Annotated in this window: 25 protein-coding genes and 1 riboswitch; of the genes, 10 read left to right on the top strand and 15 right to left on the bottom strand. The window is 37.8% G+C overall.

Annotated elements, in window-relative coordinates:
- Positions 1-147: 147 nt before the first annotated feature.
- Positions 148-1,323, top strand: coding sequence for an MFS transporter (locus tag GMD78_RS05105; protein WP_246187567.1), 1,176 nt, complete (start codon positions 148-150; stop codon positions 1,321-1,323).
- 167 nt (positions 1,324-1,490) lie between these two features.
- Positions 1,491-2,177 carry a GntR family transcriptional regulator gene (locus GMD78_RS05110; protein ID WP_155667669.1) on the top strand — a complete coding sequence of 229 codons (687 nt, stop codon included), beginning with the start codon at positions 1,491-1,493 and terminating at the stop codon, positions 2,175-2,177.
- Here the strand turns inward: GMD78_RS05110 and GMD78_RS05115 are convergent.
- From GMD78_RS05115 to GMD78_RS05125, 3 genes are all read right to left on the bottom strand, one after another.
- Positions 2,166-3,344 carry a saccharopine dehydrogenase family protein gene (locus tag GMD78_RS05115; protein ID WP_155667670.1) on the bottom strand — a complete coding sequence of 393 codons (1,179 nt, stop codon included), beginning with the start codon at positions 3,342-3,344 and terminating at the stop codon, positions 2,166-2,168. The genes GMD78_RS05110 and GMD78_RS05115 overlap by 12 nt on opposite strands.
- Before the next feature lie 16 nt (positions 3,345-3,360).
- Complete coding sequence (locus GMD78_RS05120) at positions 3,361-4,782, bottom strand: Na+/H+ antiporter NhaC family protein (protein ID WP_246187568.1); 1,422 nt, start codon at positions 4,780-4,782, stop codon at positions 3,361-3,363.
- Positions 4,783-5,045: 263 nt separating this feature from the next.
- Positions 5,046-5,783, bottom strand: coding sequence for an SDR family NAD(P)-dependent oxidoreductase (locus GMD78_RS05125; RefSeq protein ID WP_155667671.1), 738 nt, complete (start codon positions 5,781-5,783; stop codon positions 5,046-5,048).
- A 193-nt stretch (positions 5,784-5,976) separates the two neighbouring features.
- Here GMD78_RS05125 and GMD78_RS05130 point away from each other — a divergent pair, with 193 nt between their 5' ends.
- Together GMD78_RS05130 and GMD78_RS05135 are read left to right on the top strand one after the other, a co-directional pair.
- Complete coding sequence (locus tag GMD78_RS05130; protein ID WP_155667672.1) at positions 5,977-6,576, top strand: TetR/AcrR family transcriptional regulator; 600 nt, start codon at positions 5,977-5,979, stop codon at positions 6,574-6,576.
- A 78-nt stretch (positions 6,577-6,654) separates the two neighbouring features.
- On the top strand, positions 6,655-7,047 hold the full coding sequence (locus GMD78_RS05135) for a VOC family protein (RefSeq protein ID WP_155667673.1): 393 nt from the start codon (positions 6,655-6,657) through the stop codon (positions 7,045-7,047).
- 105 nt (positions 7,048-7,152) lie between these two features.
- Here GMD78_RS05135 and GMD78_RS05140 read toward each other — a convergent pair whose 3' ends face one another.
- A complete protein-coding gene (locus GMD78_RS05140) occupies positions 7,153-7,515 on the bottom strand; it encodes a hypothetical protein (RefSeq protein ID WP_155667674.1) in 363 nt (120 codons plus the stop codon).
- A 403-nt stretch (positions 7,516-7,918) separates the two neighbouring features.
- On the opposite strand from GMD78_RS05140, the gene GMD78_RS05145 reads away from it, so the two are divergent.
- The gene (locus GMD78_RS05145; RefSeq protein WP_196493731.1) at positions 7,919-8,992 is read left to right on the top strand and encodes a DUF4097 family beta strand repeat-containing protein; all 1,074 of its coding nucleotides are present in this window, start codon (positions 7,919-7,921) and stop codon (positions 8,990-8,992) included.
- A gap of 397 nt (positions 8,993-9,389) precedes the next feature.
- Here GMD78_RS05145 and GMD78_RS21285 read toward each other — a convergent pair whose 3' ends face one another.
- Positions 9,390-9,695, bottom strand: a complete 306-nt coding sequence (locus GMD78_RS21285; RefSeq protein WP_196493732.1) for a class I SAM-dependent methyltransferase — start codon at positions 9,693-9,695, stop codon at positions 9,390-9,392.
- 2 nt (positions 9,696-9,697) lie between these two features.
- Positions 9,698-9,898, bottom strand: coding sequence for a hypothetical protein (locus GMD78_RS21290; protein ID WP_196493733.1), 201 nt, complete (start codon positions 9,896-9,898; stop codon positions 9,698-9,700).
- A 268-nt stretch (positions 9,899-10,166) separates the two neighbouring features.
- On the opposite strand from GMD78_RS21290, the gene GMD78_RS05155 reads away from it, so the two are divergent.
- Positions 10,167-11,450 (top strand): hypothetical protein, encoded by a 1,284-nt coding sequence (locus GMD78_RS05155; protein ID WP_155667676.1) that lies wholly within the window; start codon positions 10,167-10,169, stop codon positions 11,448-11,450.
- A 124-nt stretch (positions 11,451-11,574) separates the two neighbouring features.
- Here the strand turns inward: GMD78_RS05155 and GMD78_RS05160 are convergent, their stop codons facing one another.
- The gene (locus tag GMD78_RS05160; protein WP_155667677.1) at positions 11,575-12,111 is read right to left on the bottom strand and encodes a methylated-DNA--[protein]-cysteine S-methyltransferase; all 537 of its coding nucleotides are present in this window, start codon (positions 12,109-12,111) and stop codon (positions 11,575-11,577) included.
- A 15-nt stretch (positions 12,112-12,126) separates the two neighbouring features.
- Positions 12,127-12,690, bottom strand: a complete 564-nt coding sequence (locus tag GMD78_RS05165) for a bifunctional transcriptional activator/DNA repair enzyme AdaA (RefSeq protein WP_155667678.1) — start codon at positions 12,688-12,690, stop codon at positions 12,127-12,129.
- Positions 12,691-12,839: 149 nt separating this feature from the next.
- Between GMD78_RS05165 and GMD78_RS05170 the strand changes: the two genes are divergently transcribed.
- From GMD78_RS05170 to lipA, 3 genes are all read left to right on the top strand, one after another.
- Positions 12,840-13,754, top strand: a complete 915-nt coding sequence (locus GMD78_RS05170) for a DNA-3-methyladenine glycosylase 2 (RefSeq protein WP_155667679.1) — start codon at positions 12,840-12,842, stop codon at positions 13,752-13,754.
- Between the two features lie 54 nt (positions 13,755-13,808).
- Positions 13,809-13,913: riboswitch (TPP riboswitch) on the top strand.
- A 106-nt stretch (positions 13,914-14,019) separates the two neighbouring features.
- A complete protein-coding gene (locus GMD78_RS05175; RefSeq protein WP_155667680.1) occupies positions 14,020-14,865 on the top strand; it encodes a lipoate--protein ligase family protein in 846 nt (281 codons plus the stop codon).
- Positions 14,858-15,793 carry a lipoyl synthase gene (gene lipA, locus GMD78_RS05180; RefSeq protein ID WP_155667681.1) on the top strand — a complete coding sequence of 312 codons (936 nt, stop codon included), beginning with the start codon at positions 14,858-14,860 and terminating at the stop codon, positions 15,791-15,793. Before GMD78_RS05175 ends, lipA begins: the two co-directional genes overlap by 8 nt.
- Before the next feature lie 125 nt (positions 15,794-15,918).
- Here lipA and GMD78_RS05185 read toward each other — a convergent pair whose 3' ends face one another.
- Complete coding sequence (locus tag GMD78_RS05185) at positions 15,919-16,776, bottom strand: protein kinase domain-containing protein (protein ID WP_155667682.1); 858 nt, start codon at positions 16,774-16,776, stop codon at positions 15,919-15,921.
- A 24-nt stretch (positions 16,777-16,800) separates the two neighbouring features.
- Positions 16,801-17,439 (bottom strand): hypothetical protein, encoded by a 639-nt coding sequence (locus GMD78_RS05190; protein WP_155667683.1) that lies wholly within the window; start codon positions 17,437-17,439, stop codon positions 16,801-16,803.
- A gap of 184 nt (positions 17,440-17,623) precedes the next feature.
- On the opposite strand from GMD78_RS05190, the gene GMD78_RS05195 reads away from it, so the two are divergent.
- Complete coding sequence (locus GMD78_RS05195; RefSeq protein WP_246187569.1) at positions 17,624-18,643, top strand: DUF3231 family protein; 1,020 nt, start codon at positions 17,624-17,626, stop codon at positions 18,641-18,643.
- A 412-nt stretch (positions 18,644-19,055) separates the two neighbouring features.
- Here GMD78_RS05195 and GMD78_RS05200 read toward each other — a convergent pair whose 3' ends face one another.
- The 5 genes from GMD78_RS05200 to GMD78_RS05220 form a co-directional block, all read right to left on the bottom strand.
- A complete protein-coding gene (locus tag GMD78_RS05200; protein WP_155667684.1) occupies positions 19,056-20,216 on the bottom strand; it encodes an endo-1,4-beta-xylanase in 1,161 nt (386 codons plus the stop codon).
- Positions 20,217-20,571: 355 nt separating this feature from the next.
- Positions 20,572-21,582, bottom strand: a complete 1,011-nt coding sequence (locus tag GMD78_RS05205) for a DUF1646 family protein (RefSeq protein WP_155667685.1) — start codon at positions 21,580-21,582, stop codon at positions 20,572-20,574.
- A 264-nt stretch (positions 21,583-21,846) separates the two neighbouring features.
- The gene (locus GMD78_RS05210) at positions 21,847-23,238 is read right to left on the bottom strand and encodes an MATE family efflux transporter (protein WP_155667686.1); all 1,392 of its coding nucleotides are present in this window, start codon (positions 23,236-23,238) and stop codon (positions 21,847-21,849) included.
- On the bottom strand, positions 23,239-23,682 hold the full coding sequence (locus GMD78_RS05215) for a MarR family winged helix-turn-helix transcriptional regulator (protein ID WP_196493734.1): 444 nt from the start codon (positions 23,680-23,682) through the stop codon (positions 23,239-23,241).
- A gap of 239 nt (positions 23,683-23,921) precedes the next feature.
- Positions 23,922-24,641, bottom strand: coding sequence for a Crp/Fnr family transcriptional regulator (locus tag GMD78_RS05220; RefSeq protein WP_155667688.1), 720 nt, complete (start codon positions 24,639-24,641; stop codon positions 23,922-23,924).
- Positions 24,642-24,648: the final 7 nt, after the last annotated feature.

The raw sequence follows: 24,648 nt of genomic DNA on the forward strand, positions 1-24,648 counted from the left end.
TCGGATTTTGTCGATAATTTACCCTTGAGAAATTTAGGGGACAAGGAACTTACGGAGAATGGGACGAGGGACCTGTCCCCACATAATTTCTCCAGAAGCTCGTCTATTTCGTTCACCTTTGTCATACATTTTCTTGAGGTGAAAAAATTGAGACAAACAGCTGTGAATAAGTTACACATTTTTATGGTCATGTTTTTAATAAGTTTAGTGATGAGTATTCAGTCACCTATCTTCACTCCATATGCAGCAAAGCTGGGAGCATCCAGTGTTTTGATTGGAATCATGCTTAGTATTGCATCCTTTACTAATTTAACGGGGAACTTGATCGCTGGTCCATTATCCGACCGATTTGGTAAGAAAGTGTTTATCATCATTTCATTATTTTTATCGGGAATACTATTCATTTTCCATGCACTCGTATCCAGTACCATGAATCTATTCGTACTCCGTGCATTAAATGGATTTTCACTAGCATTTTTAGTGCCATCTGGTTTAGCTTTACTATCGGGGTATGCGAAGAATAGCCATCAACAAGGAAAGAATATGGCGATTAATGGAATTCTTGGAACCAGCGCCAGTATTATTGCACCATTAATTGGGGGAAAACTAGGGGCTACCATTGGCTATGCAAACACATATTTAATCATTGGAGGATCACTAATTTTAACAGCAATCTACGCTACTTCCTTTATAAAAGAAACACAACATACGGTCGTTGTAAAAGGGAATCAATCAAATAGATTAAGTTTCCTAAATATATTACAAATGCCACAGTTACAGGTTGTATTTGTAACTGGCTTTGCATTGATGTATATACACGGTGTCATTATATATGAGGTTCCATATCTAACCGTTGAAAAAGGACTTTCTACAGCTACTACCGGGCAATTATTCAGCTTTATGGGGATTGGAACGTTCTTATCGTTATCCCTACTTTTCATCAACCGTTTTAATCCAATAAAACGGATAATGTTTGGCTTATTTGGGATGAATATGGTCGTATTCATTATTTTACAGGGATTATTATCATTGCCAGTGTCCCTATTCCTCGTTGGATTCTTTTTTGGTATCATCATGCCAGCAATTGCTACTGCACTTACAGATTCTGTTTCCAATAATGGATATGGTCGGGCATTCGGGGTCATGTCTGCCATTTACTCACTTGGGATGATCACCAGCTCATTTATTACAGGCGTCATTCGCGATTTCATTTCTCCATACTTTATCGCGTTTACAATAGGAATGCTGGCTCTTACATTGATAGGGTATTCAAGATTCCAGACAAAGACCAGTTCTCCTTTTCAAGCACCTATTGAGTATTGATTGCAACTTGGGGTCAGGTCCACTGTCCCAGAGTGCAACTTGGGGTCAGACCCACTGTCCCATGCAATCAGGGACCCGACCCCATTGTCCCACTTTCCTTTTCACCAATCATTAATCTATAATAATAGTAATCACAAAAATCAGACTAATTATTCGAGGGGTAGTTTATGACAAAACAATCGATGAAAGAATATGTATATCAAACAGTAAAAGCTGCTATATACAAGCAGAAGCTGGCTCCAGGACAGAAACTGGTAGAGAATGAGATATCGGAATCCCTTTCCATTAGCCGTACCCCCATTCGCCAAGCATTTTCTAAGTTACAGGAGGAAGGTTTCTTAACGATCTCACCAAATAAAGGAGCACACGTCATTAATCCTACTGTGGATGAGATTTCCGAAGCCTTTACCCATCGTAAACAACTCGAGTTACTAGCATCAAACAATATTATGGAATGGATTACTACAGATGACATCGCAAAATTAAAGGAATTGAACCAGCTCGAAAAAGAAAGCTACCAACAATCCGATTTTTTAGCCTATATGGATATGAACAAAGCATTCCACTCCACCCTAATTGAAGGCTGCAATAATAGATTTTTAAAAAATAATACGATCAAGATGATTAATCAAACCCATATTTACCTCGCGTTGTATGACCATTTTTATCATAATATCAGTCATCAAAAAAAAGACACCCGAGGCTCCAATGAGCATCAGATGCTAGTAAACTATCTTATTCATCAAGATCAATCATCCTTTTCCAGCTTGTTAGCCACTCATATTAGTACCACCATTGATGAATACAAAACTAGAGTGAAAAGCTTTCACCAAGCTCGTGATTTATTTAGCTGACGCTTCTTTTTCATGAATTCTAATTCCCTTCTTGCCGATTTCTTCTATAAATAATTGATAGGGTATATCGGTTGTCGGCGAGAGTACCCCTTTTTTCGTAATCGTTTGATTGCCAATCATTTGTGCTACGATGCTTGCTGTATACCCAACGGTTCGGTTCATGGCAAATAATCCCGATTCTACATCTCGCTCATCCATTAGTTCATAGATTAGTTCGATATCCTTTCCATCTTTTTTGCCACGAATAACATTTTTCATCAGCACCAGATCTTTCTCATTCTCTTTGTATTGCAGGCGAGGCTCTAAATGCTTCAACATAAAGTTATAAGGTGTGATTTCTCCCTCCAGTCCAGGAACTGGTTCTCTCTCCAGAAAACCTAACCCAACCATATTTCTCCAAAATTGCGCATGACCCTGCCACCGGATCGTTCTTCGTTCGGTGTTAATGACTTCATCCTCGATCCCTAGTAATCTAGCAAACTTCATGGCATTACCATTTGGAATCGTCTCTAGTCCCTTAATACCTGCAAGGGTGATATCGGTACGCCACGTTTCATTATGTTGGTCATCTGCAGGTATATCTATGAGTTCTCGATTGCGCATGAACAAGGCTGGTCGCTTATACGACATTAACGTGCTATCAAAATTCCAGGTGATTTTATATTTTAATGGATTATCGGCTGCTTCTGCTGCTGGAATCCCACCACAATACGAATATAATTCATGAACTTCGTCTAGTTGACTAACTCCATAGCCACATAATACCAAATCAATTCCAGGATCTAGACCTGCTTCTGGCATAATTGCAACGTCTTTTTCTTTTGCTTTCTCAAACACCGCATCGGAAAGCCCACTCGCATACGAGCAATTCACGAGTGGAACCCCTGCTTCAATTGCAGCTAGTGCCGCTATTTCGTTAAACTGCTTCGGTAACAAATCGATAACCACATCAGTACCTTCTTGAAAAAGTGCAACCAAGTTTTCTTGTGATGTGGCATCTATTTTTCTTTTTGTAATCAGATCCATGTTCAAGTATTCTTGAAAACTGTCTACACCAGTAAAGGAAACATCGGCACAAATTATCTCCGTAACCTGTGAACTATTCCCTAAGTCTTGTAACGCTGCCCTTCCCTGTAATCCAGATCCACCTAGTACAACAACCTTCATCGTAAAAATCCTCCTCCTATGATCCTACTAATCCAAGCACCAAGTAGATTGATAATCCGATACAACCTACTAGGATAGAATATGGAATTTGCGTGCGAACATGATCGATATGGTCCACAGCTGCACCTGTAGAAGCTAATATGGTTGTGTCCGATAATGGAGAACAATGATCTCCAAACACGCCACCACCAGCAACAGCAGCAATCGTTGCTAGAACAACAGTGTTGATATCTCCACCGGCAAATCCAATAGCAATCGGAACTGCTATCGGAATCATTATTCCAAATGTTCCCCAAGACGTGCCAGTGGAAAAAGCAATTAATCCTGCTAGTAAGAATGTGATCGCAGGGAGTAATCCTGGATTTAACCACGATTCCGTTACTTGAATGAGGTAGTTTGCAGTTCCCATCTGCTCACTAAGCGCATTAATGGTGTAAGCAAAAACTAAAATCATTATCGCTGGCATAATCCCTTTAATCCCATTCATTGCGGTATTCATGATGTCTTTTACTGGAATTCCTTGCATACGCATGACGATGCCTAGGAAAATAACAGCAGCTAGGAAAGCTTCCATGGTTTTTGCTGATCCAAGACCAATATATGTTCCAACTGCAATGGTAATGATGAGTAACACGGGTAAAAAGAAATTCCATACGATACTAAGTAATCGATCTTTAAAATAGGGCTGAATACTCGTTAATTCCTTGGATACTAAAGGTGTTGAGCCATCGCGAATTAATTTTCCTTCCTTTTGGGCTCTCTCTTCCGCTTTTTTCATTGGACCAAAATCTTTTACAACACCTGTTGCAATAAGCCCAACTAGCAATACGGATAAAACTGCATAAAAGTTAAAAGGTATTGATTTTGTGAACACAGCAATGGCATCGGATTCCGTTTGGATCGGTCCTAGTCCAATTAACAAACCCGATATAAATACCGCCCAGCCTGTAATCGGTACAATCACACTTACTGGCGCTGAAGTAGAATCACAGATATAAGCCAGTTTTTCGCGCGACATTTTTACCTTGTCCGTCACTTTTCTCATGGTGGAACCAACAAATACCGGGCTAAAATAATCACTAAAAAATACAAACAATCCCATGAACCATGTCGTAGCTCCAATCTTTTTTCTCGATGCATTCCGTTTACCGATAGTTTCTGCAAAGCTTTGAATCGCACCTGTTCGTTGGAAAAAAGCAATTAAGATACCAATAAAAATTTCTAAAAGAAAGATCCAAGAGAAGCTCTCATTACCTAAAGCTTCCTTCATTAAATTAGGAAACCCAAGCAATCCTCCACCAGCTAATAACCCCCCTACCACACATGCTATACCTAAGGACAAAATCGTATCCCTTGTCCAAAAAGCAAGTACAATAGCAATTAGTGGAGGTAAAACCGATATAAAACCTAACGTCGTTACACCATCCAATGTAATCATTCCTCCCTCATAAAGAAAGCGTTTACAAAATATTATGTTGTACTACAGGATTGTAGTACAATTTTTATAAGGGATTTTTTTAAGGATACATAACAACTACATTTGATCCGTATACCAATCTATCGAAACACCTAAGGAGATTTCTTATAAATTCGCCAAGCCCTTTATGGTGAATTTAGGGAAGTTTATAATTTCCTACCTGTGAACGGAAAAAGAATCCATTCTGAACTAATTCAAAATGGATTCCCTCTTACTATTCCAATCTATTGTGCTGTATATCCACCATCAACTACTAAAGAGTTACCAGTCATGAACGAAGAATCATCGCTAGCCATGAATAATACAGCTTTTGCCATTTCTTCTGGTTTACCTAGTCGCTTCATTGGTGTTGCGTTTGTTAGGAATTCTCGATCTGTATCACCTAGAATAGGTGTTTCAATAAATCCTGGGCATAGTGCGTTTATACGAATATTACGTTCTGCATATTCAAGGCCAAGAGAACGAGTTAAGTTAACTACACCGCCTTTTGCTGCGTTATATGCTGCGCTTCCTGGTGATCCAACCCAACCATACATGGACGCTGTATTGACAATTACACCACTGCCGGCCTTCAAAAATTCTTTGATTGCAGCTTGTGCAACTAAGAATACACCATCTAAATCAACTTCCACCGTTTTTCTCCATTCAGCGTACGTTAGCTCTTCTGTTGGTTTTACAGCACCAATCCCTGCATTATTAAATAGGACATCTACTTTCCCAAACGTAGATAATGTCGTTTCAAAAATATTATTCACTTCTTCTTCACTAGTTACATCAGCTTTTACAAAAATAGCTTCAGAACCTTGAGATTTTAACTCTTCTTCAATAACAGTACCTTTTTCCTCATTCATATCTACTAATACTAATTTTGCCCCTTCAGATGCAAATAAACGCGCTGTTGCAGCACCGATACCAGATACTCCACCAGTGATTACGGCTACTTTATCTTGTAATTTTCCCATTGTCGATTCCCCCTGTTATAATGTTTATGATAACCTATTAGCCTTGAAAAGGTTTACAGCTTTATTGTAGTATCTTTATGGAGCGAATCCAATCATTAAAAAATTCATAATGTCTACTAGGTAGACACATCCTGAGTTTTTGTCTATTAGCTATACATTTGATAGAAAACTGATTATTATTGGGGGTATTCTAATGGAAGAACGTCTTGAAACTCCACGTAAAAACCGAACGAAAGAACATTTCCAATTAGCACTCATTGACTTGATAAAAGAAAAAGGCTTCCAATCTATTAAAGTGAAAGATATTGTTCAATACTCCAAGTACAATCGAAGTACCTTTTATATACATTACCAGGATAAATTCGATTTAGCTGAAGATTTACTTCATCGTATGCTTAAAGGAATTGAGGAATCTGTCGGAAAAGCCTATCAATCTAGTAGAAAAATAAGTACCGTTAAGCTAAATGCAAAGTCCTTTGAGATCATTAGCTATATTTATGAAAACCGTAATTTTTTTGCGTTAATAAACTATCAAGATACTATTCCAGAGTTTCATACAAGATTTCCGCAAACCATCTTAAAAATCTACCAAGAAAAATTTCAATTTAGCACAATTAACAATAAACCAGTTAATATGGATTACTTCACACGCTACACGGCATATGGCTTTTATGGTCTTTTAACCAATTGGATTAACACGGATTTTGCCGCTACTCAGGATGAGTTTATTGAAGAGGTTATTAAGCTGTCACAAACGCATATCGAAATGGTTATGTATGTTGGCCATGCATGAAGTCAGCAATATATAAGAAATACATCTGATTATCAGTGATATAATCGACGTATCTATGAATGAGAAAGGATGTTTTCTATGATTGGTAGTACTTGTCAAATTATTCTCTTTGTAAATGACAAAGAAGAAGCAAAAGCATTTTATACTCAAAAATTAGGTTTTATTATTCGAGATGAAGAAGAATTCAGTGACAATTGGAATTATTTAACCGTTGCACCACAAACTAATAGCGAGGTCGTTATTGAACTAGTAGAGGCGGAAACCGATGAGGAAAAACAACTGGTTGGTAGACAAGCTGCTAAGCAAGTTTTCCTTATGTTTAAGGTAGATGATATTCATCAAACATATCAAAAGTTGAAGGCTAAAGGTGTAAATTTTTATGGTGAGCCCAAAGAAGTACCAGGAGGTAAAGGTGTTTGTTTTGAGGATCTTTACGGAAACAAACTTGATCTATTTGAGGAGCATTCCTGATACAAGTTCCTCAAGTGAAGATAAATGAACAGAGTCTCCCTTAGTAGTATAGACAAGAAGGTGTAACGGATGTTTTTCCATACAAGGGAGACTTATCTTTTAAAATTATTTATCTGGATTGACTCTTAAGATCGTCCCACTTGGGTCCGAAATCCAGTAACCTTCTGAGTTCTCATGTACTTCCACTTCATCTCTTCTATGAATATGATTCGCATGTAAGTACTCTGCTGCTGTTTTTACATTTTCCGTTTGAATCTCCAGCCATACATCTTGTTGGGAGTAATTTTCCATACAATCTAACCACAGCGTTACATCACCAAACTGAAAGGCATGAGACCCAGACATGAAACCTACATACGGTAGCTTAAGCACCTCCTTATAAAAATGTACCGTTTCGGTATACTTGAATTTGGGAATCTTTAAGGCAATGTTATTTCCACCTTTGAATTCCGTCCTTGTCACTTCCATTTTGATTACCTCCATGATTTTTATCTTTACTGTATCATTTGCGGCTTTGTTCTGTTTCTTCTGGATTGCTTTTTAACCTGATGAGTCACAAATTTTCTTAACAGATCTCTCCACGAGAAGAGCGGGCGTGTGTTCAAAGTCGGAGATTTGGCCAAAGAGTATCAGTTCACAGATATAGATGGTCGTTTAATTCCTGCCTTTACTATATAGAGGTTGACTTTCTGAATTTACTAGTTTCTCGTATATAGGAATATATAAAAAGAGGGATCTCCTTAAACTTCCATATTTCCCTTCTCCTCCTCTAGATGGAGAAGAATTCAATCGACAGTAGGTTGTAGCAACATGTATGTTTAAACTACAATGAAGCTAAGCTTAAATAATTTAATTAATGGGGAATGCGATAATGAAAAATTCAGAGGAATCTCTTATTTCGAGAATATGGAAATCAGTTAGAAGGGCTGTTGGTTATAAAGAAGTTGTCCAAAAAGAATCGATTAATGTACGTACATTAAATGAACTTGCCATTACAACTTCAAGCATAAAGATAGAAATTCTTACTCATGATGAACCAAGAATAGATATGATATTAGATACCTATGAAAGCGGGCCAATTCTTTCAATTAATCAAAGAAGTGATTCCGTTGAGATTAAAGCGCAAAAAATTGGTGGGACTAGTATTAGCTTTTTTAGGACAATACCTCCGTGTCACCTCAAGGTAATTGTTCCAAATGATATTGCTAATCTATGGAGATTAAGAACTGCCTCAGCAAAAGTTACTGTTAGCAATTTAGTAGCTGATACAATCCATATGGGTACTAACTCGGGGTCTATTCAAGTAAAAGATATCAAAGCAAATCAGGTAGATGTAAAGGCATCATCTGGAAGAATTAAAGCAACTAATTTCACGGTAGACAAATTCAGATTTTCTGCTTCCTCAGGGGTTGTAGCAATAGATACCGTTTATGGCGATGTCCAAGGCGGAGCTAATTCGGGATCCATTACGTTAAAAAATATCCATGGAGATAAACTTGACGTGAAGGCATCCTCAGGATCGATTCGTTTACAGGAAGTCTATGTCGACCATGCCTCAGCAAGGGCTTCATCCGGAAATGTCGCACTAGTCCGGTGTAGAATCAAAAACCTTGAAACCTATATTTCATCAGGAAATTTAAAGATCGATCAATGTTTAGGGAATGTGAAAGGCACCTCAACATCGGGGAATGTAAATCTAACGTTAACGAATGGTAATTCAATAGATTTTAAAGCACATAGCGGGAATATCACCGTGCATGCCGATAGCAAGCAGCTAAATACCGCACTTGATATTCAATCACGATCAGGTCAGATTATCACCAATATACCAATCAAGTTTGACCACAAATCCAACCGAGGAATGTCCGGCTCCATCGGAAAAGGAGAAAACCAAATACACCTACAAACCAACTCTGGAAACATAAGACTACAAGAAATAGGATAAATCGGACATGGGTGGGACATGGGGTCAGGTCCCTCATTGGCATTTGGTGTGACACGGGGTCAGGTCCCAAATCGCATTGTTTCGACTGGGACGCGGGACCTGACCCCAAATTGCACTCACACTGGGACGAGGGATCTGACCCCAAATTAGTTTGAAATGATTAGTCGGAGTGCTCCGTTAAAGTAGGGCATGTTTCGATGTGTTCCGAATTTTTCATCCCATTTTCCTGATTGAAGATCATCTTCTAATCTGTTAACAAGTTTTTGTTCAAGCTCATCTGATAGGAATCCCCAAGCAGATTGGGATAAACGCACTTCTTTTTGCAGGAATGCTTCTGGTCGCCCATAGAAAGCCTCTTGAAAACCATCCTTACAATCTAGTGGAATTGGAATTTGTTTTACTTCGGAATTTCCCCCAGTATATCAGTGATACGCTTTATCCCCGGATAACGGGACCTTTCCACCTCAATCAACTCGGAAAAATAATAGGTATTCCAAAAGACATCAAGTGCATATGGATCATATGTCATGATTATAATTTGGCCTCGAGTAACTCTCTTGAGCTCCTTCAATCCTTTTTCAAGGTCTGGCCAATGATGGACCGTGAGCATAGCCATAGAAGCATCAAAGGCATCCTCATCAAATGGCAATGAATCTGCTGTTCCAATAACAGCAGGAACCTTATTAGCATTAATTCGCTGCATCCTCATAGAACTTGAGGGTTCAACTGCAACAACATAACGATCTGATGGTTCATAGGATCTGCCCCCGCCCCAACATTAAGCACTGTTTTTGCTGTTCCTAAGGCATCAAATACATACCGTTCAATTCGTGGATCCGTTTGTCTGTAATTGGAGTATTTCTTTCCATGTTCATCATAATTAAAACCTGGATTCTCTATTTTCATTGATTTCCTCCTTTATAAGACTTCTATAATAAAGTATAATATAACTTTTTAATTTAGTCTGATTATTTGACACATAATTCCTAAAATTTAACTGTATACATCATTATCAATTTACTCAACTAGTTTGGAGTGAAATATAGCCCACGACTAAAGTTTCATCAACAATTTAAGCCCGTGTCTTTAGCACCATTTTTTAGAAGATTTTGTTTTTGCGTTGACTTCACTGGTAATGATTGTTAATTTTAGTACTTGATGGGAGGAGATAGTAATGAATAAATATTACAAACTAGCTATGATTATTTTATTCTCCGGATTACTTTTAATAGGTTGTGGATCAGATGATGATGCTGCAGAACCTAATCAAGGGGATTCATATCCGGTTAATAATAAAGACGAATCAGATTCGAACGCTGAAAATGATTCCGAATCGGATGTAAGTGGATCAAAAGTTACTGAAATTCATACACTTGAGGAAGAGGATGATATTACTCGAGAAAATATTTCCATTAATTATGATGGGAGTGTTGTATATTTTGATTTAGTTGACGATTCAGGTGAAGATGAAACGAATACACCCTATTTTTATTATAATGGGGATATGTTTGATGCTTCGTCTGTAGATAGTTTTTCAGATTGTAAATACAATGTAAACGCAGCAGATACTATCTATTTTACAGGTACGTGTAAAGATGAGAAAGATACCAGGGTATCTGTTGTTTATGATATTACGGAAAATACCATTACACATTCAACCGATAGAGATAGAAACGTACATGTACTGAATGACGGTAGAGTCTTATATACAACTGAGTTCAGTGAAGATGGAACAATTTATGAACTAACAGAAGATGGAGAAGAGCCTTTTATTGAAATCGAAGACATGCCAACTATTTTAAACTTTAGTGTGGACCAAAATAATGAAGTTTTCTTTATCTACGGAGCGAATGATGAATATTGGAATTCGTATGTTTTCGATACAACAAGTGATTCAGAGCCCGTACCATTTCAATCTGTACCAGATGATGATGAGGCAACTACAGTCGAAGGTAGAATATCACCGGACGGAAAATATATTATGTATCGTTATCGCGGAGTAACCGGCGGAAAACATTATAATTATGTTGACAGTTACATTTATAATCGAGATTCTGAGGAAGAAATCCATTTAGGACACGGTTTTGATATGAATTTTGTTCGTTCAAATGGATTTGTATTTGATGAAGTAAGAGAATATGGTCAAGTTATTTATAATATGGAAACAGATACATGGCTAGCACCTGATACGGCCGATATTACTTATTTTGATTCAACCTATAAAGATGAATACCTAGACGAAGCAGATCAGGAAGATTTCCAAAGATCCAGTTTTGTTGCAATTTCTGGGGATGGTGAGACAGTTCTTACATTGGACCGTTTTAGACCATTAAGTGAAGATCGTGTGGAATATTCAAAACTACATACTATTTCAACAGAAGATTACATAAAGTTCTTAGAAGAATATGACATTGAAATCGATTTCGAACCATCACCATTTGATGAAAAAGGCGCCTAAAAGTGAACTGGGACGTAGGGTCAGGTCCCTCGTCCCAGTTCACTTTTATTTATCAAAAACTTCCCCAAATGTAACTAACAGAAAATATTCCTATTCCTTCATCTAACTATATGGGGAAATTTTATTATGTTTGGGACAAGGGACCTGACCCCCGCCTTTCCAATTCCAAAAGCTGTTTTTTCATTTCTAGGCCGCCTCGATAGCCAGTCAACGAACCATTTTTTGCTACGACTCGATGACATGGTACGGTAATTAATAGTGGATTCGCTCCAATTGCTGCCCCTACAGCACGAACGGCAGTTGGTTTATCAATTTTGTTTGCAATGTCAGAATAAGATGTAGTCTGTCCGTATGGAATCTCACGCAGTGCCTCCCAGACTACATGCTGAAAAGCTGTACCATTCAAGTCAATTGGACATGTAAAGGTTTTACGTTTACCTTGTTGATATTCTAGGATTTCATCCACATAATACTTCAGCTTCTCCTTATTCTCTGTGAGGGAACTTCCTGGATAATGCTTTTTTACCCACTCTGTTAATTCCTCAAATGATTTATTCTGCGAACCTACAAAGCATAGTCCTGTAGTAGTTGCAGCAATATACATATGCCCATCCATTCCATCTAATAACGTCCAATAAATTTCCACTTGATCCGTCTTCATATGACCCCTCCCCTCTTATCCAAAATTTTTTTGATGGTACTGGCGAAATTGTGTTGGAGTTTGTCCTATTTTCTGTTTAAATAACGTTGTGAAATAAGCTATGTTCGGAATGCCTACACTTTGGCAGATATCTGCTATTGCAACATTTGTTTGCCTTAGATACTCCTTAGACTTCTTGATTCGTAGTTCCTGTACATACATACTAGGAGTTATTCCTTTGATTCTTTTGAAGGTGCGTTGTAAATGGTAGGGACTCCCATGAGCGATTTCTGCCAATGTAGCTAATGTTAGTTTTTCTGTAAAATGGTTATCGATATATTCGGTGATCAGTGCTACCCATTCCTGATCGGGTAACATTTCATTCGTCGGTTTACAACGTTTACAAGGACGAAAATTTGCACGGATAGCTTGTTCTGCAGTATGAAAAATACACACATTCACCTTTTTCGGGATTCGTGATTTACATGAAGGTTTACAAAAAATCCGTGTCGTCTTTACCGCATAGAAAAACTGATCATTATAGGTAGCATCATTCGTTACTATCGCTTGCCACATTTCATCCTCTACATCATGTAACATATTCCTCACCTCTGCAACCAATTCTCACTCCAATTGTATCTCCTCTGTTTGGGGATTGGAAGGCTTTTGGGATGTAAAAGCAAGATTTCAAAATAATTTTTGTGATAAGATGAGGTTTAGAAAAACTTGCTGTAAAGGGGGAAGTAAAATTGACGTGGTATGAAGGTCAAGAGGATATTATTATTATTCCATTACCCAATGATTTTGACATAGATATAAATTTAGACTACTTAACAAGAGAAAAAAATGAGTTGCTGTATGAAATCGATAACGGAAACATTAGAAGAGCGATAGCCATCGGGGAAGATCGATTTTTAATACAGATCAGCGTGATCGACAATAAAGAAATGGTTGTTCAGATTTTAAATGAAACTAAACCCACAGAGCCATGGCAACAGGATACAATCGTAATGTATATCCGCGAATGGTTTGACCTTGACACAGATTTAACACCATTTTATGAAATGGCTAAAGCAGATCCACTACTCCAAAAACCTGCTCAAGATTATGTTGGATTACGAATTATTGGGATCCATGATTTATTTGAAGCCTTATGTTGGGGGGTTTTAGGACAACAAATTAACTTAGCGTTTGCTTATTCCTTAAAAAGACAATTTGTAGAGCAATTTGGTGATTTCATTGAGTGGAATGGGAAACAGTATTGGATGTTTCCTTCCCATGAAAAAATTGCACAACTAAACCCATCTGATTTGGAGACTGTCCAAATGACTGCTAGAAAAAGAGAATTTATCGTTGGCATAGCCAGATTAATTGCAAGTGGAGTATTATCGAAGCAAAATTTATTGTCGTTGAATTTTAAAGATGCGGAAAAAAAGTTGATCAATATACGAGGCATTGGTCCTTGGACTGCTAATTACGTGCTCATGCGCTGCCTCCGTTTTCCAACAGCTTTTCCAATCGATGATGTAGGCCTGATTAACTCGATAAAAGCATTACGAAATATGGACCGAAAACCTACAAAAGAAGAGATATTGAAACTTGCTTCCCCATGGAAAGACTGGGAAGCATACGCAACCTTTTATTTATGGCGCGTACTGTATTAATAAGTTGGCAATACTTTACAACAATTAATACTATTGCTATGATGAAGAAGAATATGAAAGCACTAGGGGAGCCATCATTGGCTGAGAATAACATTTTTGTTTAAACCCTTTGCACCCGATATAGGTAATACTAGCGTGGGTAAGTGCAGTTTTTTCGGTTATTTGTGTATGGATTTTTTATGTACACATCGACTGCACTCACATGTTGAGTGCAGTTTTTTTGTGGCTGCACAAAATTAATTTTTTTCAAGAAGGAGGTGATTGTTTGCGAGAAGATTGGTTTTTTTTAGATAGTGGACACCAGGATGCTGCTATTAATATGGCATTAGATGAGTCCTTATTAAATTGGCACAGCAAAGGTGAAATCCCACCAACATTACGCTTTTACGGATGGTCCACACCCACTTTATCAGTTGGTCATTATCAAAGGGTCCATGACTCCATTAATTTTAATGCCATGAAGAACTATCGTTGTCAGTTTGTACGTCGCTTAACTGGAGGCAGTGCTGTGTTGCATGATAATGAACTTACATACAGTATCGTCATTTCCGAAGATCATCCAGCTATCCCTGCTTCCGTTCGAGAAGCGTACTATGTGTTATCAAAAGGACTTTATGAAGGATTTAAGAACTTAACTATCACGGTTGATTATGCAACCCCGGAGAACAGTGAAAAAAAAGATCGTTCAGCTGTCTGTTTTGAGAAAGCAGCCTTTTACGAAATGATTGTTGATGGTAAAAAATTATCTGGAAATGCACAAACAAGAAAAAAGGGATGCCTTTTACAACATGGATCGATTCCAATGAGTATGAATGCCAAGATGCTCTATGACCTGTTTCGTTTCCCTTCTGAAAAAATAAAACAGCGGAAGCTTGCTGCTTTTCAAAATAAGGCAATTACTGTGGATCAACTAAAAAATAAAGTACACACATTTGACATGATGAAGAATGCTTTTTATCAAGGTTTTGAAAAAGGATTACATATCAACCTCCATCCTTTTGAGCTTTCAGACAGCAGGTGGCAAGAAGTTTATCATTTAGCCGAGACAAAATATAGATCAGAAGAATGGAATTACAATCGCTTATTAAAGGAGTCTATACAAAATGTCTAAACAAGATGAATATATTCGTAAACCAGAATGGCTCAAAATTAAACTAAATACGAACAAATCGTATACGGGGCTAAAAAAGTTAATGCGTGAAAAAAGCTTAAACACCGTTTGTGAAGAAGCTAGATGCCCTAATATTCATGAATGCTGGAGTGAACGCCAAACAGCTACTTTTATGATTTTAGGTGATACGTGTACACGTGGTTGCCGCTTCTGTGCGGTAAAAACAGGACTACCGAATGAGCTTGATTGGGGAGAACCAAAACGAGTGGCTGAATCCGTAAAGGTCATGGGATTAAAACATGTCGTCGTGACAGCTGTTGCGCGTGATGATTTAAATGATGGTGGTGCGGCAGTTTTCGCTGAAACCGTACGGGCAATTCGCACGTTAAACCCTGGTTGTACCATCGAGGTTTTACCTTCTGATATGAAGGGAGATTACGAAAGTCTGCACACCTTAATGGATAGTGAACCAGATATTTTCAACCATAATATAGAAACCGTACGTAGATTAACAAAAAAGGTTCGCGCTATTGCTAGGTATGACCGTTCATTGCAGTTATTAAAACGGGTAAAAGAAATTGCCCCAAACACCCCAACAAAATCTAGCATTATGGTTGGATTAGGAGAGACAAAAGAAGAAATCATCGAAGCAATGGACGATTTACTTGCTCATGATGTAGAAATAATGACAATCGGCCAATACTTACAACCAACAAAAAAACATTTAAAAGTAGAACGTTATTATCACCCGGATGAGTTTGATGAATTAAAGAAAGTTGCACTGAAAAAGGGGTTCAAGCATTGCGAAGCTGGTCCTTTAGTTAGATCCTCTTATCACGCAGACGAACAAGTAAGTAATGCATCCAAACAAAACAGAATCAAATATATGAAAGGCATTGAAGAACAAGAAGAAAAACAAATTTTCTAATCAAATAAGGTTCAGTGGGGGCTTTCCTCCCCCACTGATAGTAGACTGATCCCAAGGCATTGAGGGATTAAAAATGCGATTTGGGATGCGATTTGGGACCCGACCCCAAATCACATAACCCCAAATCACATATTCCAAGCTAAAGCTAACTCTTCAACGGAGGAAAATCGTAAGTTTCTATCTTCTTCCACTGCCTTTTGAGCTACTTCATATAGTGCTTCACCTGCATCCCATTTAGAATAGGAGCGATCAAGCTCGCCTCCAAATAGGCTAAATGCGATCGCCCCCATGTTAAACACATTGGTTTTTGAGTCTATCTCTGCACCTAGTTCAAATTCCTCTGGCGACATAAATCTTGAAGAGCCCCATAGTCTTCCCATTGTATTGGTATATGGCTTTTTCTGGTATAAATCAATGTCACAAATCTTTGTGGTATGAGAGTTAAAATCATATAGAATACTGCCATCATAAAAATCAACCGCCACGTAATTCATCTTTTCTACATGTACATGAAATTCCAATATACTTCGAAAGGATCGTAATCGTAACTCAACAGGTAAATGTTTAAAACGATAATAAGGTGAATCAGGGTGTATGTATTTCTGTGGTGGTGGAAAAGCCCAATGTGAATGTAAACATTCACCATCAAACCAATCGAATACTACTGCATATCCTTTATCCGTTTCGAAATGATCCAACACTGTCACTAAATGTGGATGCTGTAAGTTTTGATATAGCGTAATCGAATTTATCAGCGTCTCTATCGCATCTATTGATTGACCCGAAAACGCTATGGTTCTAGCTCCTGCATATTTTACAAACTTTTTAACCCCATCCTTCTCCACACCAAAGCATATATTCCCAGAATCTTGTTCATCAAAAACACAAAACACCTTACCAAGAGCTCTTAACCATTGAAAATCATGTTCTTCTTTTAGTCGATATGGAATATTATCGATTTGAAATACGTTGGGGTTATCCATAGATTACCTCCAATTTAAAGTCCGTTATTTTTTACTAGGAAACAATGTATACGACCAAGAATAGAGAAAATCTGCAATAAATACAATCCCCCAAATAACGCCAACTGCAAAAATAGTATCATTGGGATAAGGAGTACCCTCTGATTCCCCATTTTCTAGCCATGTAAAATCAGTTAGATACATTTTCAATTCGGAAATACTATCCGTTCCCATTAGCCAGAAAATAGATTGACCGATCACAAAAATCACAAGATGAATAAAGGAAGAAATTCGATATTTTTTTGCGATATATTTAGGGTTTCGATTTCTTTCCATTATCTCATAATCTTTTGTAGTCAATAATTCAACGCCACGTAACTTTCCAATTTTCTCACGCATCCACCGATCCAGTCTAATAAAGTCAAACACACCAAATGTACAAGCGTAAATGATAAAAATAACAATAATTATTATAAATGTCGAAATTTCACCTGTATGTCTATAGACATATAATCCTAATAGTGCCTCAAGTGCCATGAGAAGTAAGAAAAGAAGAATAAACAGCATGCTTAATCGTTTTTTATTGAAAAAGTAACGAAAAACACAAAATAAAATCAGTGCTCCTACAGACAAAATCTCAGCAGCAATAAACAATTCCCAATTATAATCAAGGAAAAAATTCATGAATCGTTTCACACCTCTCCCATCAGTCCTATCTATTTTAATCATACTCCATTCATTACCAATATTAAATATTAAGTTTAGAAAGGAAAGACTATAGTAGGTGCTACTAGTTATTATCTGTATATTCCACCACATCTTTCATAAAATAATTGATACATGTATCAATCAATTGGAGGTATTTCTATTGTGGAAGAATTCCTTTTTAACTAACTATTTAGGGGACAAAAATAAGGTCAATAACTTAACTGCAGCTGAAGTATCCGGGCTATGGCTTCAGTATATGGGCGATACGATGGCAATTTGTGTTTATAAATACTTTCTTAAAATTGTTGAAGATGATGAGATAAAATCCATATTACGATTTGCATTACGGTTAGCTAAGGACCATGTCGAAAAAATTAAGGACTTTTTCGAAAGGGAAAATTTCCAAGTTCCTATAGGATTTACAGAGAATGATGTGAATCTGAATGCCCCACGACTATTTTCTGACCGTTTTTTACTTTTTTATTCCTATATAATGACCATACATGGGTTGACAGCTTATAGCTTAGCTATTATAAACTCAGAGCGAAAAGACATCCAAGATTATTTTATGGAATGTACAATAACATCGAAGGAATTGTTCCAAAAAATAGATGAAGTCGCTAAGAAACAGCATATTTTTTCTAGCGTTCCCTCCATTCCTTCCCCTCCTAAGGCGGAGTTTATTGATTCAACCGGAATAATTGCCAATCTTTTTGGAGAGAAAAGACTACTTAATGGTTCGGAAATAAGCAATCTTTTCTTTAATTCTAAGAAAACGGGATTTGTTCGATCGTTAAGTTTAGGATTTAATCAGGTGGCAGTACGAGAAGACGTTCGTAATTTCATGTTAAAAAATGTGAAATTAGCAGGCAAAGATGCGGACAGTTTTGATAAGATATTACAACAAGAAAATCTACCAGTACCAGAAAATTGGGATGGCGAGGTCACTAATTCTACGATAAGCCCTTTTTCGGACAAGTTAATGATGTTTCATGCAGCGTTCTTAATAAACACAGCTCTCTCTTATTATGGTGCTGCAATAGGTTCAAGCTTAAGATCTGATTTGGTAGTAAACTACTATGTTGTCAATAACCATGCAATGGAAGCTGGCGTAATCTGTTACAACCTTATGGTTAAACACGGATGGCTAGAAAAACAACCAGAAGCAGGAAACAGGTAGTTGTGACTTGGGGTCAGGTCCCTTGTCCCAGTCTTTGGTTGTGGTGGGACATGGGGTCAGGTCCCTGATTGCAAGAAAGAGTGGGACATGGGGTTGGGTCCCTGATTGCAAAGAAGCAACCGCCTTTAATCAATGGAACGATTACTTCTTTTTATATCCTCTCTTATTTTTTAACACTATTTAACCAGTGGTTTTAAAAGACCTATTAAATAAGGGTGCCTCCCCAAAATTGCCGAGGCACCCTCGTTACGAGGCAGCGCTAATGCAGGATATTTTACCTGGATCCTACACAATTCATTTGTTTATTGGTTAAACAAAGTGGTTAAAAAAATAGATCCCATTACCACATCATATTCAGAGATGCAAACCTACTCCGCAACTGATCCCGTACTACCAGCAACTCCCCTTTTTCTTAATCAATGATTTCCCAATAGGCAGGTTTCACGTTATAATCTATGTCAAAAACAAATGGTGCATCTTTTCCTACCCCATTATTATAATCCTCTGCCCTGTCATCCAACCATGTATGGTTATCCGCAATGCCCCAGAACGTCACATTACTAATTTTATCATCTAATCGCTCATACAGTTCAAACAACTGATCGTATCTATCCGCCTGTCGTTCGAATTCAAAAGCAGGGATGTCCTCGTACGTATCATAAGCTGGTGTTGGTGGCCAGCCATATAGACTAACATCCAGTTCCGTGATTTGGTTATCTAATCCAAGCTCCGCAAACATGTTAATGGATTCTTCCGTTTCTTGAAGGGAAGGCCAACCAATCTGGATGTGCGACTGATGTCCAACCCCATCAATCGGTACACCTTGTTCCAATAAATCGGTTACTAAATTATATAAATAGGTCCTTTTTGGTTCTACTTCGGTATTATAATCATTAATATAGAGTTTTGCGTCTTCCCCAGCGTATTTTCTAGCTGTTTCAAACGCTACCTTAATATAATCGTCTCCGGCAATTTGATACCATGGAGATTCGCGAAGTCCTCTATCATTTGGTGCATATTCATCAATGACTTCATTCACAACATCCCAAGAATTAATGTCATCCTTATAGCGTTTAACAACGGTTTTAATATGTTTTTCCAACCGCTTCAGTAAAAGTTTTTTATTCTTTTCTCGCTGTTTTGGATCCGTTTCCTCAACCATTTGGTTTCCATTTTTATCTAAGAAAAACCACTCTGGCACTTGGCTATGCCAAATTAACGTATGGAAACGAAGTTCCATATCATTTTCTTTAGCAAATTGAACAATTTTATCTGCTTCTTCAAAATTGAATGTGCCTTCCTCTGGTTGAATGTTAATTGGTTTCATAACATTCTCTGCTACAATGCTACTATAGTGCCGTTTTAAAACTTCCCCTTGAATTCCATCCAATTGATATGGTTCAACGGCAGCTCCTATATTAAACGACTCTTCATATCTAGCTTCGAGTGAAGGTGCTTCCAGAGCACTAATAGATTCCCTTTCTTCATCAGCTAAAGCTATACCTACTCCTGATGGAATCATTAAAGCAAGAGCCATTCCAACTATAATTGGTTTACGCAGTACATTTCGCATCGAATTCTCCCTTTCCTAATTTTTATTGAGAATCAAGTAGCTACTCCAAAGATTAAAATCCTCCTAGAAAGCGGTTACATTAATGGGTGACAAAAAGCTTTTTGTCTATTGCTAGCATGTTCATTATAGCACTGAATCTTAGTTTATCAATTGAACAAACAAAGTTTTTAAGAGAATTCCCAAAAAACAGATATTATTACCTATAAGGAGGCAGGTCTGTAGTCCCAGTCTATTGGAATGTGAGTGGGACGTGGGGTAAGGTCCCTGATTGCAAAGGTTGCGGGGCATTTGGGGGCAGGTCCCTTGTCCCAGTCTACCTTTATTCGACAAGTGACAGGCACTTGTCGAATTATTACTACACAAATACAAGATACACAAATACCAAACTCATCATAACTATTCCCAACGGAAGTCCGTACTTCGCCCATTCTCTACTTGTGATTCCTAGTTTATTAGCTGCAATTATGTTTGGAATATTACCCGGGATAAGCATTCCTCCGCTAATGATTAAACTGAGTAAAATGAATCGGATTGTCTCTACTGGCATCGCTGGACTAATTTCAGCTGCAGCCAAGGTTGCATTATCAAGAACTGCAGACGCAATATTTATCCAATATATAATACTTGTGTTAAGGTCGAGCAGATATCGATCTACAAGCGTTTGGTAACTGGAACCAAGTAACGTTAGGCCCATTACAAATAAATAGATTCTCATGGAGCGAGTAAAGATATGAATGTAACTTTCAGAGTCGTTCCCACCCTCCACTCTCTCTGTTTGCTTTGGCCTTAGAATAAATAACGCACAGATTCCAATCGCAAGAACCCCAACAATTACTTCCAAACCTATTAGGTGAAAAAGAAAGAAAAAATCCTGATCCAACTTACTTGTCGTAATCGTTGCTAAAGGCTCTCCGACAGGTGTTAGTACGGAACCAAAGCCAATCGAATAACAGGACAAAATGACTGCACGTATTTGAGTCTTTCGGTCAATACGCAACATGCTTATCAAAAATACCAAAACAATCGCAGCAACTATTGCCGTAATTACACTGGATAAAACTCCTAAACTAACAATCATTAAGGTTAGGAAAACATTCATATCTACATATCGAATAGCTTTTAACATAGCACGTTGAATAGGCTGTCTTAGCCATTTAAAGAACAAACTAGCAACTAACACAACCAAAGTAATATTTATTGGATTTTTGATTGCTCGCATCCATAGTGTACTATCCAATATCCCACTAATGATCGCCGCTATAATTCCCATCACAAATAAAAAAGCCTCTAAATTTCGTTCAATAGGTTTTACAAAAAAAGGTAAGAATAAAACTAGCAATAAAATAACGATAAGACCAACAGTCAATGTTACAGTCCCCTTTACATAAGTTGAAAATACTTGTCTACCCTATACATATTTTTTTATCGCGCGCATTATTCATCAGGTCTTTGGGGTCAGGTCCACTGTCCCAATGTGATCCGCAATCCGGGGTCAGGTCCACTGTCCCAATGTGATCCGCAATCCGGGGTCAGGTCCACTGTCCCATTCCTTGTCTCACCCCTCCCCCAATCCCACCTCACATAAAAAAGACCCCAAACACTTTCATAAAAAGTGTTTAGGGTCTTATCATCAAACCGACACAACATCCGATTCCTTATTTTCTTCTTCATCTTTCCCCTTAACTAATATCGTATCTCGATCTCGGTAAAGGAGAGCCGAAGCTAAAAGGAACGATAATACGTCTGAAATTGGGAATGCCATCCATACACCCATAACCCCAACGAAGTGCGGTAGAATTAGCACTAACGGAATTAAAATGAGTATCTGTCTCGATAGGGATAATATTAGTGCTTGTTTTGGTTTTCCTAATGCTTGATATAAACCACCTGCAACGATTTGTACACCAACGACAAAGAACGCTACGAATAACACTCTCATCGCCGATGATCCTTCTTTAATTACTTCAGGATCAGACGTAAAAATACGCAAGAACGGAGATGGAATGAACACGAGTAGCAACGTAATAACCGTTGCACAAATGGTAACGATTTTTAATGTTATCCAAATCGTTTCTCTCATTCGCTCATAATTCTTCGCACCGTAGTTATAACCAACAATTGGCATCATTCCTTGCATGATTCCCATAATCGGAATTACCGTAAACATAACAATTCGTTGAATTAAGCCGTAAATACCTACATAAAACTCACTACCAAACTGGATTAACATCGTGTTAATTGCAATCATCATTAGACTTCCGGCAGCTTGTTGCACAAATGCTGGCATTCCGATCGCCATTACTTCTTTTACAATATTCCATTTAATTTTCAAGTGTTGTACAGCTAAGCTTAACGTACTTTTTCCACTTAGGAAATATTGAAAAATCATCAGCGTAACACTAGCTTGTGAAATAACCGTAGCAATCGCTGCTCCTTGTACTCCCATGTTTAAAGCAAAAATAAAAATGGGATCCAAGATGATGTTGATTACAGCAGGTACAATCATCGTCATCATAGCAAATCTAGCATTACCCTCTGATCGTACAATGTTATTCGTTGCAAATCCGAATGAGAAGAAAAATGTACCAAACATAATCGGGAACATATAATCCATAGCATAACCTAACGTAGAAGGTGTCGCACCGAAGATAACAAGTATCGGCTCTAATGCAAAAAAGGCAATGATTAGACCAACTACACTTACAATCACGATCATCGAGATGATATTACCAAATACCTGGTTTGCCTCATCCCCTCTTTGTTCACCCAAACGGCGCGAGATAACCGATGCTCCCCCCACGCCTAGAGCTGCTGAAACAGCCATCACAATCATCATAAGTGGAAATGCAACCGTCGTACCAGCAACAGCATCAATTCCAACTCCATATGAAATAAAGATCGTATCGACCACGTTATATAACGTCATTACAAACATTCCGATCATAGCCGGAATGGATAAATTACGGAGCAAAGTTGAAATCTTTTGTGTACCAAGCAATTCTGTCTGTTTTTTTGCTTCCAATTATTTCCCTTCTTTCATTTCAATAATATTTGATTTTAATTTTATTAGCCAATGCCTCATCATTGCTACTTCTTCTATACTAAAGTCCTTTAATACGAGATCCTCTGTTTCAGCCATGTCATCCCATAACTGTTGATCTATGATCCTACCTTTTTCGGTTAAGCTAATCATTTTAGATCGCTTATCATGTAAGCTCTCGCTTTTTTCAATCAACTGTTTATTTAAAAGTGATTCAATGATTCCGTTCATTGTAGATCCTTTTATATATAATTGTTGCTGCAGCTCTCCTTGGGATTGTGGTCCTTGCTCAACTAATAAGTATAATACTCTAGCTTGAGCGACAGTCACATCGTATTTAGCTAGCTGCTCATTGTATTGATTATGAAATAGATGGGCAACTACTCCGATCTGATACCCAACCTTTTCTTCAATATTTCTCCCCAAATTACTTACCTCCCTAACAAAATAACACCATACAATACTACCACCACAAATAAATAAGTGCAATAAGATTGTCCTAATTTGTTAGCGACCTAACCATTCAAGAATTTACCAAATTCGACAAGTGTCTGTCACTTGTCGAATTTTATTCATAAATCAAGGGGGGCAGATACTTCTGCCCCCCAAAAAATTAGTATACGTATAATTGTTCATAGTTTTGTACTGGGACAAGGGACCTGACCCTACACCAACAACAACTCGTTCAAGTCTAATACTTCGATTTCTTTATTTGATTTTTGTTTGATTAGTCCTTCTTCTTCTAGTTCTGCTAGTTCTGCTAGTTTTCGGCTGATTGTTTCTGGAGTGGTTCCTAGGTAAGATGCTAGGTCCTTCTTATTCATTGGGAGGGTAATCACGGATTGGTCCTTATTTCCCAAGCACTCTGCTAGAAAAAGAGCAATTCTTGTATCTACTTTTTCCGTTGCGAATCGAGTGGTTTGTTTTTCTGATTGTTCTAGTCTAGATGAGAATTCAGATAGGACCTTCAACGAAATCGTCGGATATTTTACTAGTAACTCCTGTAAGTCCGAATAGTTTACCATACATACTTCTGTGTGAACCATCGCTTCAGCATAGGATTCATGGGTAGACTTACTAAACAAGGCGTACTCTCCCATAAAGTCTCCTGGATTCAATATCCTTACAAGCTGTTCCTTACCAGATTCTGATAGGCGATAAATTCTTATTTTTCCTTTATTTACGATAAATAAAGAATCAGACTCCTCACCTGCACGATATATAATCTCTCCTCTTTTAAAGGAAATTGATTTAACTACTGACATGATCTCTACCATTTGCTCCGCTTCTAAATGATTAAAAATTGGAACCAACGAAACACACGAACCTTCTGCATGGTTACAATTATGGCCATGCTCCTGCCGATATTCATGTCTCGCTTCCATTTTCCCA

Source organism: Ornithinibacillus caprae (assembly GCF_009728145.1).
Classification (GTDB): domain Bacteria; phylum Bacillota; class Bacilli; order Bacillales; family Amphibacillaceae; genus Ornithinibacillus; species Ornithinibacillus caprae.